Origin of the sequence: Halobaculum sp. CBA1158 (assembly GCF_021431925.1) — an archaeon.
Classification (GTDB): Archaea; Halobacteriota; Halobacteria; order Halobacteriales; family Haloferacaceae; genus Halobaculum.
Genome location: NZ_CP090371.1, coordinates 563,498 through 580,426, shown reverse-complemented (window position 1 = coordinate 580,426; position 16,929 = coordinate 563,498). Strand labels below are relative to the sequence as shown.

Sequence of the window (16,929 nt, the reverse complement as noted above, 5' to 3'; positions counted from 1 at the left end):
GTGCCATCCCCTCGAAGACTAGGTACTGACTGGAGTTTCGATTGCCGCCGTGGCGGTGGGTTTCACTTAGTGCTCGACCGTCACCGGGATCCCGTCGAAGTCGGCCATCCCGGAGAGCTTGTCATTCATTCCATCCAGTAATACCATCTCGCTAATGGCGGAGCGGTTGTCCGAAGACGGTGTCAAAGCGTGCGTGACAGCGCGGCACGATGGAACTCGACGGCCGCTTTCCGGTCGAGTTCGGGGTACATCGGGTTCGTCACCGCGCCGATCGAGTCGACCGCGGTGTCGGCGGCGGCGAGTTCGACCGCCTCGGCGACGTAGCGGTCGCCGACGCCGCGTGGTACTTGCTCGTCGTGCTTCGACCCCTCACGGAGTCGTCTGTAACCGTCGTCGGTCTGAGCGAAGATGTCGAGGCCGTACGCGCCCCACGAACGGAACGTCCGTCTGGACGCGCGGATTCGGCGGAGATGAGGGAGTACGGGGGGCGAAGCGTGGTGGGTTGCCTGGCACCGGCGCTCCCCGATCGATCGGGAACCACCCCGAATTGGTCCCGTTGAGACTCTCACTCGGTGAGAGGTTTCGGCAGTCCTGCTGAATACAGCGCGCGTATCGGGCACGAACGTGAACCGGTAGGGGGGTCCGAACGGAGAGACCCGGAGTAGAGACGTCGCGGGAGTATCGTGTTGCTAGCGGTACGAACAGACGGCGGAGTCGTAAGCGAACTCCCCCTCCCGGGCCACACGGCCGATTCGGAAGCGAGTCGGCACGAGCCCGTAACCGAACTATCGTGAGAACACCGATCAATCGCCGTATTGTTCACTATTTATTGGCCACAAACGACTGTCGAGACGTAGATGTTTTACGCATGAATTCGTTACCGGCCGGTCAGTACATGATCCAACGGTTGAAGCTGTACGGCGATGGATTCCCAACCCTCCGCTCCGAACGGGGAACTCACCCGAACGTCAACTCCCCTGTCGTCTACTGGCGATGTCTTACCGCTCACTCTTGACCACTTCGTCCACATAAACTCAATTTGACACATTACTGCCGATGAGTGCAACTCGATCCCAACGACTCCAGAAGTCGTTTCTGAAGTATCAGCACGTGTTCGTCTTCGCAGCGCCCGCGGTGTTCGTGGCGTTGGTCCTGTTCGCCGCACCGACCGGCGGGAGCGGCGGGCCGGGCTACTGGCTGGAGTACTGGTGGCTGTTCCCCTTCTTTCTGCTCGGGGCGACGACCGTCAACACGGTCGGGATCAGCGGCTCGGCGCTGTTCGTGCCGTTTCTGATCTTCGTGTTCCCGCTGTTGGCGGGAGAGGTACTCACACCGGAGACGCTCGTGAAGGTCGGGCTGATCAGCGAGTCGTTCGGCCTCTCGGCCTCGTCGATCGCGTTCATCCAGTACGGGCTTGTCGATCGACGACTCGCGCTGACGATCGTCGCCGGGAGCGTCCCGTTCGTCGTCGCCGGGGCGCTGCTGTCGTTCTTCATTCCGGAGCCGCTGTTCCACGCGGCCCTCGGCGCGGCGCTGCTCGTCGCCGGCTATCTGATGCTCAACGCCGACATCGGCCACGGTGAGCCGGACGAGACCGATGACGCCGTCTCGACCGACGGCGGTTCGCCGACGGACCTCCCCGACGACGACGGAAAGCTCGGCCCCGCGGGCGTCGACGCGACCGACGAGGGCGAAGTCACCCGGGTCGATCGCGACGGCGACAGCTACGAGTACTCCTGGTCGGGGTATCTCGAACGGTTCGCCAACTACAGCGTCGGCGGGACGTTCCAGGGGCTGGCTGGCTTCGGCAGCGGCGAACTCGGGATCATCTCCCAACTCCGGACGGACGTCCCCACCCGGGTCGCCATCGGGACCAACCACATCGTCGTCGCGACGACGGCGATCCTCGCGTCGCTCGTCCACGTCTTCGGCGGGACGATACTCGGCGCGTTCGGGGTCGGCGGGGTTCACTCGCTGAGTCTCGCCTCGACCCCGTGGAACATGGTCGTGTTCACGGTCCCTGCGACGGTCACCGGCGGCCAGATCGCACCCTACGTATCGAACGCACTAGACACCGGAACCATCCAGAAAGGCGTCGCCGGACTCTTCACGCTCATCTCGATCGCGCTGTTCCTGATGGCCGGCGGGGCCGGGATCTGACACGATCAGACACACATCGTCCACACATGTACGATCACATCCTCTTGCCGACCGACGGTAGCGACGGCGCGTCGACGATCGCCGAGCACGCTGGCTCGCCCGCCCGACAGCACGACGCGACGGTCCACGTGCTGTCGGTCGTCGACACACGCAACCGATTCGAGGGTCCGAGTGTGGGCCTGGGAACCGAGGCCTGGGAGGAGGCCGAGCACGAACGCGCTGAGCAGGCCGTCGACGACGCCGTCGGTGCGCTCCCGGATGACATCGCCGTCAAACGTCACGTCGAGTCGGGCGTCCCTCACGCCGAAATTCTCGACTACGCCGACGCGGCCGACATCGACCTCATCGTGATGGGAACTCACGGCAGAACGGGGATCGACCGCTACCTGATCGGCTCCATCGCGGAGCGGATAGTCCGGCAGTCACCGGTCCCGGTACTGACGGTCCGCATCGCCGACGAGTGACAACCTCCACGCGATAGCGACCCGTGTCGGGACGCCGTTGGCGATACCCCCGATCCCTGTTGAACTCAGACTGGAATCACACACGTCCGTACTGCAACGTAGCGCGGGATACTGCTGAACTCGGCCTCCGTATCTCGCACGGGTTTTGCGTCAGATTCCAGGGTTCCAACGGAGCCACTGAATTGGAAGAGCAGGCACTCACGGCTAAGTCTCGCTCTGAGATGCTCCGCCGGTGACCGACGGCGTCGACGCGGAGGAGGTCGGCTCCGCGGTCCCAGGTACCGATGGCGCGGTGATCGCCCACCCGGACCTTGGAGTGAGGAAACCCGGAACGTGGCTCCGGGCGGTGTTCGGTCCACTCGGTGGTCCCGTCCGCTTCGTTCGTCACACGGTCGGCGACTGCGGGTCGAGGCCGTCCGAGTGATCGAGGGCCCGTTCGGTGTACCCGACATCAGTCATCGAGTCCCGGCCGCTCACGGGGCGCTCGGGCCGACACCGTCTCGCCTCGGTCGGCCCGTTCGCGACTCTCCTCCGGGTCGGCCAGCGTCCCCTCGGACGGCGTCGCCGGCGGATGCACCCGGTCGCGCAGCGCGTCACGGACGGCCTCGGACTCGCTGGAGTACCCGCGACGGTCCCATTCCTCCTCGATACGCCGCGGCGGGCTCTCGGGGACGCGGACGCTGATCTCCTCCAGCCGGTCGTCACCGGCGTTCGTGTCGGTGCTCACGGACCGTGATGCGACTGTATCACACAAAGGACGGTCTCTCGGTTCGCTCCCGGGTGCTCAACGGTCCGCGACGGAATTCCCCGTGTGATGTCGGCCCACGGCGTCGCGCATTCGGAATCCTTATTTCCGTCATGGCAGTACGATGGAGTGCACGCGCCGGTGTAGCTCAGCTGGCAGAGCGATTCCTTCGTAAGGAATAGGCCGAGGGTTCAAATCCCTCCACCGGCTTCAACTAATTCCTTTACCATCCCACGGGTTAACCCCCGAGTCGCAACTCCGGATGGTTACGCTCCATCCGAAGCCGGGGGGTCAACGGGGGTGGTCTCGGCGTGAGCTCGGACCTCTCCGACTGGGGAGGCGGCGCTCCCGTCGACGAGCCCGACGAGCCTGACGACCAGCCGCGCGATCGCTCCGACAGCCGTGACACCGACCAATGTGAGGACTGCGGTGAGTACCACGTCGGTGTTCACGTCCGCGAGGCCGTCGCGCCCGATGTCGAATTGTGTCCGGGGTGTGCGCTCAAGCGCCTGGAGGGTGAGCGATGACGGACCTACTCGTCGACGACCCCGGCGAGACCCGCGAGGTCCGCATCCTCCAGGACATCGGAACGATCCTCGGCGTCGACGGCGAGGACTACGCTCTCGAGGAGGGCGACGTCGTCGACCTCCCGGCGATCAACGCGCAACCACTTGTCGAGAAGGACGCGGCGGTGGTCGTCGGGAGTCCCCACGATCCCGGTCCCGACGACGATGACGAGCCCGAGGCGGCGAGTCCGGACGACCTCCTGATGGCGGCGATGGGCGACAAGGAGGCGACTGAGACGGTCGGCACGAAGGACGTCGACGACGATCGCTCGCCCAGCAGCACGGGGAGCGGCGTCGCGATGCCGCACTCGGCGCTGCCGGTCGCCCAACTCGACGCGCTCGATCACGACGAGCGGCGGCGGGCGGCGAAGCAACGCGGCCTGGAGTGGCCGACAACTCGTGAGGCCCGCGACCGGCTGTTCTCGACGATCACCGAGGTCATGCGTAACGGCGACACCGCCGTCGTCGACGCGCCCACGTCGCTGGGGAAGAGCTACACCGTCGCGACGACCAGCTGGGGGACCGACGAGCACCTCCAGGAGGCGACCGGTGGGAAGCCGGTCGTCCACCTGCAGGCCACTCGCGATGCGCGCGACGAGGCGATCGAGGCCGCGCGCGAGGCCGGCGTCGATCACTTCGTACTCCGCGCGCGCCATGAGGCGTGCCCCGTCGCCGCCGGCGACCACGACCCTGTCGCTGCGGACGAAGACGTCGACGATGTCGACAGCGAGGCCGACCGCGAGGTGATCACCATGGACGGCGAGGCCGCCTCCGAGTGGATCGCCTCGATGTGTGAGGGCCGCGGCCTCCCGTTCAGCTACGTCCACCAGCGCCTCGAGCAGCACAACGACCAGGGTGTCACACTCCCGTGCTGCCGAGGATCGAATACGACCTACGACGAGGACACCGGCGAGTTCGAGGAGGGAGAGGCCGCCGAGTGCCCGGCGATCCGGCAGTGGGACGAGCTCCGCTCGGCCAAGGAGCGCGGCGACCTCGACCTCGTGTTCGCGACGCACAACTTCGCGCACGTCCCCGGGCTCCGGATGCAGACCAACATCGTCGTCGACGAAGAGCCCGACTTCGCGCAGGACCTCACGACCGACCGCGTCCGGACAGCGATCACGGCCTACCTCCAGGCGATCGACGCGCCCGTCTCGACATGGGAGTCGTTCGTCGCGACCGCTCGCCACGACGGCTGGGGCGACGACGCCGCCACCGAGCGCGAGGCCCTCCAGGACGCGATCAACGCCGATCCCGACCCCGAGTGGTACTTCGAGGACGACCGCGCTCACACACTCGCGCCGGCGCTCGCGAGGGCTATCTTCAACGCCGAAGAGCGCGCCAACGGCCGCCGCGTCGGCAAGACCCCGTACGAACCGCCGCGCCTCGACGGCCACGCCGTCGACGAGGAGGGCTGGAACAAGAGCTGGGTGACGGTCGTCCTCGACGAGGACAACGACGTGCGGACCGTCCGCAACTCTCCCGACTTCGGGCTCGCCCGCTCGGTTGTCGGTCTCGACGCCCACCCCGCCCGCCCGCGGTGGATGGTCGCCGTCCACCCGTCGATCCAGACCAAGCCCGTACTCGATCCCGAGGAGCGGCGGTTGTGGCGGCGGTACGAACGCGGCCTCCGCGTCGTCCAGGTCGGCGAGGCGACCCGCCCGCTCGCGAGTGGCGAATACTACCAGCCCCAACAGGTCCGGACGCTCGTCGATCACCTCCAGGAGACGCACGGTCACAAGTTCCGGACGGCGATCACGGCCAGCTCCGTCGAGGATCGCCTCCGCGATACGATGGAGGCCGCAGGCTGCGTCGACCCGAGCACGATGCACTACGGCGAAGAGAAGAGCCGGAACGACTTCGCGACCGAGCGCGTCGGGCTCGTTAACGGCTGCATCGACCCGGGTGACGACTTCGTCGTCGACCTCTTGGCCGAGCTCGACCTCGAGGCCGAGCCCGAGACGACCGAGGGTGAGGATGGCGAACAGCAGCGGGTCCACGGCCGCGGCTTCGTCGGTGAGGATGCCGACACGGCCGCGGAGATCCTTGCGAGCGTCCGCGAGAACCACACGGCCCAGGCCGCCGGGCGCTACGCTCGCAACCCCGACGATCCTGAGAGCCACGCGACCGTGTACGTCCGGACCGACGCGATGCCGCCCGGCTTCGCCGACGTGCAGGTCCCCGGCGTCCTCTGGACGTACACCTCGACGCAGCGCCAGATCGTCGAGACGCTGCGCGACTCCTCGCGCTCGATGACGGCGCGGGAGATCTCGACGCGGGTCGGCTGCAGTAAGCGCCACGTCCAGGAGACGTTGGGGAAGCTCACGCCTGACGAGGACGGCGATCGCGACGGTCCCGTCCAGGCGCTCGAGAAGGCCGGCGCGAACGGTGCGACGACGTACTCCACGTCCGGTCTCCCGAACAGCGGTGTTGCCGACCTCGGCGGTGTAACCGCGAACGATCCCGTATGGGACTCCTATACGTGGTCGTTCGCGATCCGCGACCCAACGATCTCGGATGCGGACTCGAGCGGGGGTGATCAGGCGGCGTCCACGTCGACGACCGCGTCCACGGGGGCGTGGGAGTGGCGGGAGGCCGCCGATGACGGCGGGGGGTAGCCCTCGATGACCGGGGATCCGCCCGGTCCGACCAGCGACAGCTGTCGCGTCGACGACGCTCGCGTCCAGGACCTCCCCCCGAGCGCGAAGGTCGTCTACCTCGTCCTCCGTGACGCCGGCGAGCTGACCCTCCCCGCCCTGCGGTCGCGAACGTCGCTCCCTGAGCAAACGCTCCACGATGCCCTTGCCGATCTCCGGGAGGCCAACGTCATCCAGCGACGGATCACTTGCGGAGATGCCCGATACAGCCGCTATACCCTCACAAAACGCCGGTAGCTACGGTATCCATAGCTGCCGCTGTCGTTTTAGTACCAACTCCCGATCACATACGTAACCAGCCGGGGGCGCTCGACCCATCGCGGGGATGACAGGGCTTCGGACAGCCCCCGCGCTGCGCTTCTTGACCATGCGAGGACTCCACCGACATAGCCCCAGGACCGGGCACCGCCTCAGCCGAGAGAAGGAGTACCCCGGGACGATCGCGCCGAAGCGCACGGACCGCGCCGGCAACGGTGAGCTCACCAACGGCGAGGAGGTGAGCTCGCGAAAGGCGCTGCTCCGGCGCTTCCGCGATCGGGCCCAGGCCCATCGCGACGACGTCGACGGTGATCTCGTCCGCCGGGCCGCGCTCGGTCTCCAGAAGATCAAGCAGCACGATCCGAAGGACTGGGCGGCGTGGTTCGCGCTCGCCGAGTGGCTCGGTGGTGCCGAGGCCGTCTGGATGCGCACCGAGGCCCCGGTCCGGGACCCGGCGACCGGCCGCGAGCTCGAGATCCGCGGTAGCGTCTCCGGGCCCCAGTACATCGATCGCGTCGGCGGCGCGTCCGACAGGAGCGAGGCCGTTCGCGAGCACGTCGCCGAGCTCTACGTCGTCGCGTTCGACGAGGACGGGTTCGGCCCGGAGGACCTCACCGTTCTATGAGCCGAAACCTCCCCGACCGGGTCGCGTTCCCGTTCGGCGACGTCCACCTCGAGGGCGACGTCGTCGACGCGGATCCGGTCGGCGACATCCGACTCGCGGACGTGCTCCTGTCCGTCGACGTCGACGGCGGGACCTACCGGACGCTGCTCTCGGACGCGGCACCGGCGTGAGCGGTCGCCCCCGTTTGAACTGCCCCGTGATGTGGCAGGAGGGGACTGCATCGCTCGTCAACCGGCCGGCCCGCGCTACCCAGCGCGTCACCTCCTCTCCGGCCAGTCTCGTCACGATCACATCGGCCGGCCGCCCTGACCGCGTGACAGTCACGCTCCTCTCGGAGCGCCGGGGTGCGACTCCCCGACGCGGTCCTCGACGACACAGATGCCCCATGAGTACGCAACAGACACCCCGGCCGTGGTTCATCCCCACCGGCCTCATCGACGACTACAAACGCGGCCTGACCACGGGCGGTGAACTCCAGATGCTCAAGACGCTCAAGATCGTTCGCGCCATCATCGTCAACGTCGGTCTCGCTGCAGTCGCGCTGTACGCACTGTTCCTCGGCGCTGAACCGACGCTCATCGGCGCGCTCGGGCTCATCGTGTTCGCCGGCTACAACGGTCTCGAGTACGCCGACCTCCGGGCGCTCGCACAGGCCTACTCCGAGATCGCGAGCGGGGGCGACTCCAGCGAGTGAGCATGACCGAGGACGAAGAGTGCGGCGCGCTCAAGAACGACGGTGAGCGCTGCGAGTACACGCCGAAGTATCCCGATGGGCGGTGCGGGATCCACACCGACGAGACCGACACCGATCCCGGCGGTCGCCCCTCGAAGTTCGAGGCGGTGAAAGACGATCTCCTCGAGGCCGCCGACGGGCCGCTGAACCTCAAGCAGGTGGCGAACCGAGGCGGGATCGCGCGGTCGACGCTGTACGACTACCTCGACGAACACGAGGAGTTTTCGGACAGCTTCAAGCGCGCGCGTGGGACGGCCGCCGATCGACTCGTCTCCCGCGCGCTTGATCCGACCGACGAGATCGACACGACGTTCGCCCGGTTCCTCCTGGAGCGCTCGTTCAAGTTCATCAAGACGGAGAAGCAAGAGGTCGAGCTCTCGGGCCAGGGAGGCGGTCCGATCGAGGTCGCGATCAACGAGACGGTCGTCGAGACAACCTACGAGGACGACACATGAGCGCGGACACGATCTCGGTCGACTGGAAGTGGACCGACTACCAGGCAGAGGTCCGAGACACGCTTGAGGCCGCCGAGCACGACCTCGTCGTCTTCCGGACGGGTTACGGCGGTGGGAAGTCCATCACGGGTGCGCAGTGGATTCACCGTGGCTCCCTGCAGCTCGACCACGGCGAGTCGCTGGTGATGGGCCAGGACTTCCAGAAGGCGCGCGGGACCACGTTCAAGGTCTTCTTCGAGACGCTCCCGGGCGAGCAGACGGTACCTGACGACGCGGGCGGTGACCCGGAGAACTCACCGATCGTCGCAGGGTACAACCAGAACCAAAACCGGATCACGTACATCACCGGGCACAAGGTCCGCCTCGGCAGCGCCGACAAGTGGAATCGGTACGCCGGCGGTGAGTTCCACCGAATCTGGTGTGACGAGGTCGCTCACTACGACAACACGGACCTCCACCGGCTGCACGAGATGCTCGTCACCCGACAGCGGACGGCGGCAGGGCCGAACACGACGCTGTGGACGTCGACGGGCAACGGATACAACCAATTCTACGACATTACAGAGCGCCAGGTCGGGCCAGACGACGACCCGCTCCCGTGGGCTGACGCGATGAGGGTGATCGTCGCGTCGACAGAGCACAACGAGCTGCTCCCCGACGATGGCCTCGAGAAGATCCGGAACCAGTTCGAGGGGACAGCGCGCGAGGAGCAGGGGCTCCACGGTGGGTTCGCCGCCGCAGAGGGGCTCGTGTACGACGCCTTCTCGCGGAAGACCCACGTCCGACCGGCCGACGACTTGGCGGATCGCCTCGTCGACGACCAGGCGATCTACGGCTACGACGCCGGATGGAACGACCCGCGAGTGGTGCTCGACATCCGACAGACACACGGTGACCAGTACGTCGTCTGGGACCATTTCTACGCCAGCGAATCACACCTGGCAGAGGTCGTCGACCCGGACGACGTCCTGGACGACGGCGTCGACGCGTGGATGTACGACCGACCGCTGGGGCGAGTGTACAGCGAACACGAGCCTGCGCACATCCAGCAGTTCCGGAAAGCGGGGTGGCCCGCGGTCAAGGCCGACAAGAGTATCGACGGCGGGATCGACCACGTCCGGTCGCGACTGGCGATAGACGGCGAGGGTCGCCCAGGGCTCCTCGTCGCCGAGCGGTGTGGTGACCTCATCCAGGAGTTCCTCTCGTACAAGGAGGAACACGTGGGCAAGGCCGCTGCGACCGATCACGCGCTGGACGCGCTCCGGTACGCGCTGTTCACGCACACACCACAGCAGGCCGCCGAGACGGACCCAGACGACACCGGCGTTTCAGGTATCTAACCATGAGTGATCACCCCGATACTGGTGCGTACAGCGAGGCATCGTACCGCTCGATCCAGAAGAGCGTCGCAAACAAAGCCGAGGAGACGCAGCAACTCGACGACAAGTACAAAGAGGAGATCCGTGGTGAGGCCATCCAACCGCCGTTCTACCCGCCACAGATGGCGCGCCTCCTGGAGATCAACCCGACGCACGCGAAGTGCTGCTTCTCGAAGAGCCGAAACGTCGCGGGCTACGGACTGGAGATCGTCCCGCATCCGGACGTTGAGGATCCAGACGAGAGCCAACGCGCGACCGCCGAGGACTTCTGGTTCAGCGAAGACTCGACGTGGCAGGTCGGCCCGTCCGATTCGGAGCGGTCGACGCCCGCTGACGTCCTGGAGATGGCGTGGACAGACTTCGAGGCGATCGGATGGCTCTCGATCGAGATGCTGACCCAGACTGACGGGACGCCGACGGGGCTCGCGTGGGTGCCGGCGATGACGATCCGACGCCGGCGTGATAAGCCGGGCTACGTCCAACTCAAGAAAGCGCGTCTGCAGTACTTCGGCAACGCCGGCGACCGCTACGAGAGCCCGCCCCAGTTCGTCGACGGCGACGAGGGGATCTCGGGGCGGTCTGTTGCGAACCCTGCGAACGAACTCATCTTCAAGCGGAACCCCTCGCCGCTGTACACGCACTACGGCGCACCCGACATCGTCCCGGCGATCCCGACCGTCCAGGGCGACGACGCGGCCCGCGAGTTCAACATCGACTTTTTCGAGAACAACGCCGTGCCGCGGATGGCGATCATCGTCGAAGGTGGTGAGCTGACCGAGGGCGCTCGCAAGGACATCCACGATCTGCTCCACGGGATGAACGAGGAGGATCACCGGACGGTCGTCCTCGAAGTCGAGAAGCTCCTGGAGGACACGAACGGGATCTCGATGGACGACGACGCGGACGACGTCGCGATCCGCGTCGAGCCGCTCACCATCGGGATCAACGAGGACGCCAGTTTTCAGGACTTCCGCGACCGCAACGAGCACGAGATCCTCAAGACGCACGACGTGCCGCCGATCGAGGCCGGACAGATCAAGTCCGGTGCGTTCTCGACGGACGCGGAGGCGCAGCGCAAGGGGTACATCGAGACCGTCATCCAGCCGAAGCAGGAGGCGTTCGCGCAGCTGCTCTACGAGACCGTCCACGACGCGCTCGGCGTCACTGACTACACGATCGAGTTCAAAACGCGCGGCGTCGACAGTCGGTTAACTGACGCGAACGTCGCCCAGACCCGGATCTCCGCGTCGCGCGGGGCGATGAAGGTGAACGAAGCGCGCGCCGAGCTCGGCCTCGAACCACTCGACGATGACGAGATCGGCGAGCGCCTGTTGGCCGATATCGAGGACAGTAGCACGGATCCGCAGCAGGCACCTGGTCGGATGGACGCGCCGACCGGTGCGACCGAGACGCCACCGAAGCACAACTGCCTGGGGACCCGCTCGGAGGTGTCGCTCAAAGAGCAGCAGGTGGAGACGATGGAGTTCGATTCGTCGAACCTCCGGTCGGGGCTGTACGACCGCTCGACGAACGACCTGTACATCCGGTTCCGGCGCGACGAAGGGCCGGACTCGATCTACATCTACCGCTTCGTGCCACCGCAGACCTGGGAGGAGCTGACGGAGGCGACGTCGCACGGCAGCTACCACTACCACAACATCCGGATGGCCTACCCCTACGAGCGGATCTCGTCGGGGGAGTGGCCGCAGCAGGGGCGTGCTGCGCCGACGGAGAACGCCCCGGTGCGGCGCTTCCTCACGGCGTAGGCAGTCATCCTCGAATGGGCGGCGCGCGGTTCGACTCCGCGCCGAGGACCTCAGCCGGGAGACGTGCAGCCCGGCACTTCTGACGATGTCCGACAAGGAGACCAACCGAGAGCGCGGCGAAAAGCGTGGGATCGTGGCGACCGAATCGGTCGACACAGACGACGCTGACGCCGACGCTGACGACGACGCGGAGGACTGACACATGACCGACCGAGACGCACAGCTCACCAAGCGGGTCGACTACGTCACCAAGGACGCCGACGCCCAGACGGCGACCGGCGTCGTGATGGTGCCGAACACCGTCGACCGCCAGGGCGACTTCGAGCGCCGGGAGACGATCGCGGCGTTCGCCGACCAGTTCGGCGCGTTCATGGACGTCGACGAAGCGGACGGCGGCGTCATGCACGCCGTCTGGCCGTCGGAGTGGATGTCCCTCGAACGCAACGAGGTTCTCAACGAGTCCGAGACGATCGGTGAGACGACCGTCGACGCCGGCGCGTGGGTCCAGACGTGGCAGTACAACGACGACGATCTCTGGAAGCTCGTTGAGGACGGCATCCTCGGCGGCCACTCGATCGGTGCGGTCAACGCCGAGTGGGACTACATCGGCGAGGATCCTAGCGAGCTCCCTGACGACGTCACCGTCCCCGACGAGGTCGACGTCGACGAGTACTACGAGCTGACCGATGGGATCATCCAGGAGGTCAGCGCGGTCGACATCCCGGCAGTCCCCGAAGCGCAGATCCTCTCGGCGTCCAAGTCGGGTGCCACCACGGCCGAGAAGCGACTGGCCGATCATCTCGGAAGCCGCGACGGCTTCATCGAGGAGGCGAAAGAGCGCGGCCACAGCGAAGAGGACGCCGAGCGCCTGTGGGGCGTCCTCGACCGCGCGGTCTCTGTCGAGGGTGCAGCTGATCCCGGCGCGAAGGCGAAGCTGGCGAGCGCTATGTCGGCGCTCGTGAGTGCTCTTCCTGGCGGATCCAGCGATGAGCGACGTGCGGATGCACAGACAGCGAAGAACGCCACCGAGGGCGACACCTCGGACACGAGCGGCTCCACTACGGACGCCGCAGACGACATGGGAGACGACACTACCACCGATACTGAGCCCCCGGAGTGGGCCAAGGAGCTGATGGAACAGACGCAGGAGAACAGCGAGCGGATCGAGGCCGCCATCGAAGAGCAGAAGTCCGAAGCTGACGGCGGCGGCGACGGTGAGAAGGCGGATGGCGACGGCGAGACGGACGCCTTCGCGGACGCGCCCGAGTGGGCGAAGGCGCTGAAGGCAGAGACTGAGCGCAACGCCGAGCGCATCAACGATGTCGCGACGGCTGCGGGCCACAGCCAACAGATCGATGCCGCAGCCGGTGGTCGCCGAGGTGACCGCAAGTACTCGTCCGCGTGGGACGACACGCTGGGGCTGCCCAACGGAGGTGACGCCTGATGTCCGGCGAACGGATCGCGGGCGAGCGGTCGCTGAACAAGGTCACCACGTCGGACTTCTCCGGCGGCGGCCTACTCAACCGCCAGCAGTTCGATGAGTTCTTCCAGATCGCCCAGGACTCGGCGCAGATCATGGACCAGGTGCGCTTCGAGCGCCTCCAGGGTCCGAAGCAGCAGATCGACCGGATCGGCGTCGGCGAGCGCCTGCTCCGCGAGGCGACGGAGGCTCAGAGTGGCTCGCTGAACGACCCGAACACGGAGTCCATCGACATGGACGCTGTGAAGATGGAGCTGCCGTGGGAGGTCTCGATGGAGACCGTCGAGGACACGATCGAGGGCGAAGGCACGGCCGACATCCTCGTCGAGAAGTTCGCCCGGCAGTTCGGTGTGGACTCTGAGGATCTCGCGTTCAACGGCGACACCACGTCGGGTGACCCGTTCCTCGGGATCAACGACGGCTGGATCAAGGACGCCGAAGACCAGGGCCCGGCGGCCAACGTCGATCATCAGACCGCGACGATCGACAAGTCGATCTTCAGTAACCTGATGACGTCACTCGACGCGAAGTACCGCCGTAACCCCGAGAACCTCGTGTACATCACGAGTCTCAACCAGAAGCAGAACTACAAGGAGTACCTCACCGACCGCTCGACGGCGGCCGGTGACGCGATGCTGATGTCGGGTGAGGAGCCCACGCCGTACGGTCGCCCGATCGTCACGCCGGTCGGCTTCCCCGACGATCGCATCATGCTGACGACGCCGATGAACCTCGTGTGGGGCGTCCACCGCGACGTCAACATGCGCGTCACGCAGGAGGGCGAGGCCGTCGTCACGCGCGACCTGTACGGCATCTACAACCTGCTCGCACGGACCGACTACAAGGTCGAGGCGGCCGACGCGGTCGCGCTCGCACAGAACGTCGCGACGGCGTGAGGTGGTGACTGATGGGAATCACCTACACGAAGCAGGACGACGGCTGGACGGGTGGCGTCCAGCGTGAAGTCGTCCTCGACGCGGCGTTCGACGCCGACTACACCGCTGGCGGCGAGTCGCTCGACCCTGCCGACGCCGATCTCGGTGCGATCGAGAACGTCGACATCGAGTCGATCACGACTGACTCGGGCTACGTCGTCGAGTGGGACAACGATGCCGGCACGCTCGTCGTTCGAGAGGAGTCCGACACCGGTGGCGGCCTCACAGAGGTCGCCGGCGCGACCGACCTCTCAGGCGAGAGCATCCGACTGTCCGTTCGGGGGCGAAGCTGATGCAGACGCTCCGGTTTACCGGGCCTGCTGGCCGCTTCCGGCTGCCCGCCGAAGACGTCGACGTCGCGAACGGCGAGACGGTCGACATCGACGACGAGACCGCGGAGTACCTCCTCGCGAATGGCAACTTCGAGGTCGTCGAGAGTGCGGACTCCGCAGATGAGACCGAAGCTGATGAGTCCGACTCAGTCGACCCACCTCTCGACCCTGCTAACTACACCGTCTCGGAACTCGAGACCGCACTCGAGGACGGCGAGTACAGCGACGACGAACTCGCCGCCATCCGCGCGGCGGAATCTGCTGGGAAGAACCGCACGGGCGTCCGAGGGGCTCTCGACACGCGGCTGGAGGAGTAACCTATGTCTGCCGTCGGCTACTGCACGCTGGAGGACGTTCGTCGAGCACTCCGCAAGGCGAATCTCCCTGGCGACATCGACCAGGACAACCGGATCGCCATCGACGCGATCGTCGCCGAGACCGAGCCGGTCGAAAAGTCGCTGAAGCGGCATTGGTACGCGCCCGCTGGTGCTGGGATCCTCAACGAAGCCGACCAGATCGACATCCCGACCGAGACGAGAAGCCGCGACGACGAGTACGACATCCCGACACGGTCGTTCCTCACGACCGGCTCTGACGATCGGTCGAGTTACTACCCGCCCACGTGGGTCGACTACGACCCAGACGACGATCCTGAACCAGACTACGCCGACATGGACGGACTGTCTCCGAAGACAGTCCAGGGCGACTACGCGGCGATCGAACTCGACCGCCGAGACGCCGATGCGATCGAGGCGCTGCACGTCCGGACCACCGACGGCACCTACGAGGACTGGGTCGCCAGCGACGACTACACCGAAGGCTCGTGGCCGCCGTCGGGTGAGGACTACTACCTCCGCGTCAACAACGGCGGCTGGTCGCGGCTGTATCTCGACGTGACGAACCTGCTGAAGACAGGGAAGAGCGACGAGTACGTCCTTGACTCGTGGGCGAACGCGGTGTACCTGGAGTGGAGCTACGGCCACGAGGGCATCCCGCGCAACGTCCGGCGGGCGGTCGCTCTGCGCGCCGGCGCGGAGCTCGTCGAGGATGCGGTCATCGAGATCCCGCAGAACGCGACCGTGTACAACGTCGAGACGAAGGCCGAGAAGATGCGCGAGAAGGCCGACGAACTCCTGGAGGTGTACCGGTGACGCCCACGCCGAAGCGCCCCTATCGCGCCCTGCGTTCGGGTGTCGGTGCGCTCGTCGTCGCGACGATCATCGCGCTGTGGGCGCACGGCCATCTCACGGGCGATCCCCTGGGGACGACCTGGGACATCGTCGTCGTCGCGCTCGTGCTCGCGAGCGGCTACGCGGTGTTCGGTCGCGCGACGATGTCAGCGGCCGTCGACGAGGCCCAGCAGCTGACCGAGGGCTCGGACTCGGGGTCTGGCGAGGACGGAGGCGATGATGGCGACGCTTGAGTCCGGGTTCGAGGACGACCTCCGCGAGGCGCTGCTCGAGGAGATCGAACAGACACTCGCCGAGGAGATCGGTCCGCTGCTCATCGCGACGGCACGGGAGAACTTCCAGCAGTACGCGGGCGCTCATGGCTACGACATCGACCACATCTGGGACGATGTCGATGGGCCAACCGTCGCTCGCGACGGCGACAGCGTCGAGATGCGCGTCGAGTGGCCCGAACTGACCGCCCTATTCGAATTCGGCGTGTCGCCCCACACCATCGAAGGCGACCCTGTCCTGCACTTTTACTACGAAAAGATCGACCAGGAGATCACCGTCTCCTCGGTCGAGTGGGGCAGCGAGACGGGCGGGATCCCCGAGTCGCGGGCGATCCGTGACGCCCTCCAGACCGTCCGCCGGGTGACCCAGGCATGAGCGCCGAGGTCGACTGGGTGCTCGCCCAGTTCGCGAGCGTCGTCGACAGCGTCGCCGCGGATTACTCGATCACCAATCAGGACGGCTCAACCGACCCGGTCACGCTGAAGCGGATCGACCGCGACGACAGCGAGATCCTCGAGGGCGATATGCGCGACCGGACGGCCGAACTCCAGCGCGGGTGCTACGTCGGCGCGACGGACGCGGCCGCCGGCCGCGAGCCGATCGGCTTTGAGTACGACTCCAGAGTCGAGCCCGTCGTCGGCGTCCGCGTCGAAGGCCTCCACCACGACGAGTGGGGCCACGTCGATCCCGACGGCACCGACGGCGTCCCCTTCGAGGTGTTGGTCCGTCGGCTCCGGCGAGCCGTCCAGGCCGAGCGTCACTACCCCGACGTCTCGAAGCCGGACACGTCGTTCACGACGCTGTTCGTCGAGAACGAGGCACCGCAGTCCGACCAGTACGCTGACTACTACCGGACCGACTTCGACGTCCGGTTCCGCGGATACGAGGAGCTACCAGACACATGACACACA

At 66.5% G+C, this 16,929-nt stretch carries 21 protein-coding genes, 1 tRNA gene and 1 pseudogene; 21 read left to right on the top strand and 2 right to left on the bottom strand.

Annotated features, from left to right (window positions below):
- Positions 1-182: 182 nt before the first annotated feature.
- A complete protein-coding gene (locus Hbl1158_RS03015) occupies positions 183-620 on the bottom strand; it encodes a hypothetical protein (protein ID WP_234298597.1) in 438 nt (145 codons plus the stop codon).
- A 436-nt stretch (positions 621-1,056) separates the two neighbouring features.
- Here Hbl1158_RS03015 and Hbl1158_RS03010 point away from each other — a divergent pair, with 436 nt between their 5' ends.
- The 3 genes from Hbl1158_RS03010 to Hbl1158_RS03000 all read left to right on the top strand — a co-directional run bounded on the left by Hbl1158_RS03010 (position 1,057) and on the right by Hbl1158_RS03000 (position 3,048).
- Positions 1,057-2,160 (top strand): sulfite exporter TauE/SafE family protein, encoded by a 1,104-nt coding sequence (locus tag Hbl1158_RS03010; protein WP_234298596.1) that lies wholly within the window; start codon positions 1,057-1,059, stop codon positions 2,158-2,160.
- Positions 2,161-2,186: 26 nt separating this feature from the next.
- On the top strand, positions 2,187-2,624 hold the full coding sequence (locus Hbl1158_RS03005) for a universal stress protein (protein ID WP_234298595.1): 438 nt from the start codon (positions 2,187-2,189) through the stop codon (positions 2,622-2,624).
- Positions 2,625-2,856: 232 nt separating this feature from the next.
- Positions 2,857-3,048: a hypothetical protein gene (locus Hbl1158_RS03000; RefSeq protein WP_234298594.1), complete on the top strand. Its 192-nt coding sequence runs from the start codon at positions 2,857-2,859 to the stop codon at positions 3,046-3,048.
- Positions 3,049-3,075: 27 nt separating this feature from the next.
- Here Hbl1158_RS03000 and Hbl1158_RS02995 read toward each other — a convergent pair whose 3' ends face one another.
- Positions 3,076-3,351, bottom strand: a complete 276-nt coding sequence (locus tag Hbl1158_RS02995) for a ribbon-helix-helix domain-containing protein (RefSeq protein ID WP_234298593.1) — start codon at positions 3,349-3,351, stop codon at positions 3,076-3,078.
- A gap of 155 nt (positions 3,352-3,506) precedes the next feature.
- Between Hbl1158_RS02995 and Hbl1158_RS02990 the strand changes: the two genes are divergently transcribed.
- From Hbl1158_RS02990 to Hbl1158_RS02905, 18 genes and pseudogenes are all read left to right on the top strand, one after another.
- Positions 3,507-3,579, top strand: a tRNA-Thr gene (locus Hbl1158_RS02990).
- A 101-nt stretch (positions 3,580-3,680) separates the two neighbouring features.
- Entirely contained in the window at positions 3,681-3,896 is a 216-nt protein-coding gene (locus tag Hbl1158_RS02985; protein ID WP_234298592.1) for a hypothetical protein, read from the top strand.
- Positions 3,897-3,934: 38 nt separating this feature from the next.
- Positions 3,935-4,060: pseudogene (locus tag Hbl1158_RS02980) on the top strand (DNA replication protein); the annotation flags it as partial.
- 2,499 nt (positions 4,061-6,559) lie between these two features.
- Positions 6,560-6,829 carry an ArsR family transcriptional regulator gene (locus tag Hbl1158_RS02975; RefSeq protein ID WP_234298591.1) on the top strand — a complete coding sequence of 90 codons (270 nt, stop codon included), beginning with the start codon at positions 6,560-6,562 and terminating at the stop codon, positions 6,827-6,829.
- Between the two features lie 130 nt (positions 6,830-6,959).
- Positions 6,960-7,475, top strand: coding sequence for a hypothetical protein (locus tag Hbl1158_RS02970; protein ID WP_234298590.1), 516 nt, complete (start codon positions 6,960-6,962; stop codon positions 7,473-7,475).
- Positions 7,472-7,645, top strand: a complete 174-nt coding sequence (locus Hbl1158_RS02965; RefSeq protein ID WP_234298589.1) for a hypothetical protein — start codon at positions 7,472-7,474, stop codon at positions 7,643-7,645. Before Hbl1158_RS02970 ends, Hbl1158_RS02965 begins: the two co-directional genes overlap by 4 nt.
- 215 nt (positions 7,646-7,860) lie before the next feature.
- Positions 7,861-8,169 carry a hypothetical protein gene (locus Hbl1158_RS02960; protein WP_234298588.1) on the top strand — a complete coding sequence of 103 codons (309 nt, stop codon included), beginning with the start codon at positions 7,861-7,863 and terminating at the stop codon, positions 8,167-8,169.
- Positions 8,170-8,171: 2 nt separating this feature from the next.
- Entirely contained in the window at positions 8,172-8,663 is a 492-nt protein-coding gene (locus tag Hbl1158_RS02955) for a DNA-packaging protein (RefSeq protein ID WP_234298587.1), read from the top strand.
- Positions 8,660-10,003 (top strand): hypothetical protein, encoded by a 1,344-nt coding sequence (locus Hbl1158_RS02950; RefSeq protein ID WP_234298586.1) that lies wholly within the window; start codon positions 8,660-8,662, stop codon positions 10,001-10,003. Before Hbl1158_RS02955 ends, Hbl1158_RS02950 begins: the two co-directional genes overlap by 4 nt.
- 2 nt (positions 10,004-10,005) lie before the next feature.
- Positions 10,006-11,808 (top strand): phage portal protein, encoded by a 1,803-nt coding sequence (locus Hbl1158_RS02945; protein ID WP_234298585.1) that lies wholly within the window; start codon positions 10,006-10,008, stop codon positions 11,806-11,808.
- A gap of 202 nt (positions 11,809-12,010) precedes the next feature.
- Complete coding sequence (locus Hbl1158_RS02940; protein ID WP_234298584.1) at positions 12,011-13,252, top strand: XkdF-like putative serine protease domain-containing protein; 1,242 nt, start codon at positions 12,011-12,013, stop codon at positions 13,250-13,252.
- Positions 13,252-14,184 carry a phage major capsid protein gene (locus tag Hbl1158_RS02935; RefSeq protein ID WP_234298583.1) on the top strand — a complete coding sequence of 311 codons (933 nt, stop codon included), beginning with the start codon at positions 13,252-13,254 and terminating at the stop codon, positions 14,182-14,184. Before Hbl1158_RS02940 ends, Hbl1158_RS02935 begins: the two co-directional genes overlap by 1 nt.
- Positions 14,185-14,195: 11 nt before the next feature.
- The gene (locus Hbl1158_RS02930; protein ID WP_234298582.1) at positions 14,196-14,516 is read left to right on the top strand and encodes a hypothetical protein; all 321 of its coding nucleotides are present in this window, start codon (positions 14,196-14,198) and stop codon (positions 14,514-14,516) included.
- On the top strand, positions 14,516-14,872 hold the full coding sequence (locus tag Hbl1158_RS02925; RefSeq protein WP_234298581.1) for a hypothetical protein: 357 nt from the start codon (positions 14,516-14,518) through the stop codon (positions 14,870-14,872). Before Hbl1158_RS02930 ends, Hbl1158_RS02925 begins: the two co-directional genes overlap by 1 nt.
- Before the next feature lie 3 nt (positions 14,873-14,875).
- A complete protein-coding gene (locus tag Hbl1158_RS02920) occupies positions 14,876-15,706 on the top strand; it encodes a hypothetical protein (RefSeq protein WP_234298580.1) in 831 nt (276 codons plus the stop codon).
- Positions 15,703-15,978 carry a hypothetical protein gene (locus Hbl1158_RS02915; RefSeq protein ID WP_234298579.1) on the top strand — a complete coding sequence of 92 codons (276 nt, stop codon included), beginning with the start codon at positions 15,703-15,705 and terminating at the stop codon, positions 15,976-15,978. Before Hbl1158_RS02920 ends, Hbl1158_RS02915 begins: the two co-directional genes overlap by 4 nt.
- On the top strand, positions 15,962-16,393 hold the full coding sequence (locus Hbl1158_RS02910) for a hypothetical protein (protein ID WP_234298578.1): 432 nt from the start codon (positions 15,962-15,964) through the stop codon (positions 16,391-16,393). The genes Hbl1158_RS02915 and Hbl1158_RS02910 overlap by 17 nt, the downstream gene beginning before the upstream one ends.
- Entirely contained in the window at positions 16,390-16,923 is a 534-nt protein-coding gene (locus Hbl1158_RS02905; RefSeq protein ID WP_234298577.1) for a hypothetical protein, read from the top strand. The genes Hbl1158_RS02910 and Hbl1158_RS02905 overlap by 4 nt, the downstream gene beginning before the upstream one ends.
- Positions 16,924-16,929 lie beyond the last annotated feature (6 nt).